Genomic DNA, 1,920 nt, shown 5'->3' on the forward strand with positions numbered 1-1,920 from the left:
GTCGGCGGCGCGGCGCAGGTCAACGGTCCAACCGCATTCCAGGGCCAGTCGGCGGGCTATTACAGCCTTGGCAATGTCTGGACGCGCTTCCCCCAGAAGACCACCAATATCGCCAATCTCCAGCTGCCCTCGGCCAAGGCCGGTTGCGGCGGCATCGACATCTTCGCGGGTTCCTTCAGCTTCATCAATGCCAGCGAGATCGTCGCGCTCCTCAAAGCCATCGCCAACAATGCAGTCGGCTTTGCCTTCAGTCTCGCCATCGACACCGTCTGCCCCGAATGCTCGAAGATCATGCAGGAGTTTTCCCAAAAAGCGCAGCTGATGAACAACCTTAGTATCAATAGCTGCGAATCTGCCCAAGGTCTGGTCGGCGGCATCTGGCCCAAGGGTGATCTTGCCGACAAGGCGATCTGCGAGGCGATCGGCAACTCCGAAGGAATCTTCACCGACTATGCCGCAGCCAAGCACGGTTGCGGCACCCGCGGCCAGCGCGCCAGCACCACCCAGGCCGGCGGCGCCAAGTACGACGACGTCAATCCGGGCATCGCGCGCAACTACACGTGGCACATCCTCAAGAAATCGGCGTTCTTCGCACCCGGCGGCAACTTCGACCGCGAGCTCGCCGAATATGCGATGACGCTGATCGGCACGGTGATCTATGTGCCCCCGACCGACGACGCCTCGGGCAAGTTCGTGCCGTTCGCGGGCGATGCATCCTCGACCCTGGTCACCGCGCTGCTCGACGGTACCGGCGGGCAGACGGTGCGCGTGTTCGACTGCGACGAACCCGACAAGTGCCTCAACCCGGCGTTCAAGACCTTGAGCCTGCCCGCCAGCCGCGCGATCCGCACGCGCGTCGCGGCTCTGATCGCCGGGATGGTCGAGGCGGTCCGCGCCGATACCCCGATATCCGAGAGCCAGAAGGAACTGCTCCAGGTCGCCTCGATCCCCTTGTACAAAGTGCTCACCGTTCAGGCCGCGTTCGGTCGCGGGATGCCGACCGACGATCGCGAGACGCTCGCCGAGATCACTTCGGTCGATCTGCTGTTCGCGCTGCTCGACCGGATCGTCGGCGAAGCGGGGCGTTCGATGTCGAGCTTCATCGGCGCCGACGAGGCCAAGATCGCGCTGTGGCAAGGCCAGGTCGGCGCGGTGAAGACCGCGCTTGCCGACCGCCAGGCCAACATGCACCTCAAGGTCAGCGCGGTGCTCCAGATCATCGAGAAGACCGCGTTCATCGAGAACCAGCTGGCCGCCTCGATGTCGCCGGCAATGGCCGCCTCGCTCGACTGGTCGCGCGCGGTCTCGGGCCGCTCGCTCGTCAACTGAAGGCGCGCGGACAATGGTCGAGATCTTCACCATCGGCGGCGGCGACTACCTCGTCAACGTGCTGGCCGCGGTCGCCGCCTGGACCGGCGACGGCGGCTACAAGAGCCTGATCCAGGTGGTGATGGTGATGGGCCTCGCGCTCTCGGTCCTCACCGTCGCGTTCAACCAGGATTGGCGCGCCTGGCTCAACTGGTTCCTCGGCGCGACGCTGATCTATTCGTGCCTGATGGTCCCGCGGCTCGATGTCCACGTCACCGACCGCGTCGATCCCGGCCTCGCCCCCGCCAACGTCGCCAACGTCCCGCTCGGGCTTGCGCTGATGGCCAGCTTCACCAGCCAGGTGGGCGATTATTTGGTCCGCGCCTCGGAAACCGTGTTCGGGCTCCCCGGCGATCTCGACTATTCGCGCAACGGCATGATTTACGGCGCGCGGTTGCTCGATGCGACCAAAGGCATGCGCATCTCCGATCCCGAGTTTGCCGCCAATCTCGACGAACACTTCCGCCAATGCGTGTTCTACGACGTGCTGCTCGGGCACTATTCGATGCAGGCGCTGGCCCAGAGCCCGGACATCTGGGCGACGATCGCGCC

The 1,920-nt window shown here is 64.9% G+C and carries 2 protein-coding genes; both read left to right on the forward strand.

Features of this window, described 5'->3' with window-relative positions; genetic code table 11:
• On the forward strand, positions 1-1,329 hold a 1,329-nt coding region (locus tag RMN84_RS04295; protein WP_309610966.1), incomplete at its 5' end, for a conjugal transfer protein TraH.
• A gap of 13 nt (positions 1,330-1,342) precedes the next feature.
• Positions 1,343-1,920: conjugal transfer protein TraG N-terminal domain-containing protein (locus RMN84_RS04300; RefSeq protein ID WP_309610967.1), on the forward strand; the 578-nt coding region annotated here is incomplete at its 3' end.

It is taken from the genome of Sphingomonas sp., assembly GCF_031380695.1.
In the GTDB taxonomy this organism is placed as follows: domain Bacteria; phylum Pseudomonadota; class Alphaproteobacteria; order Sphingomonadales; family Sphingomonadaceae; genus Sphingomicrobium.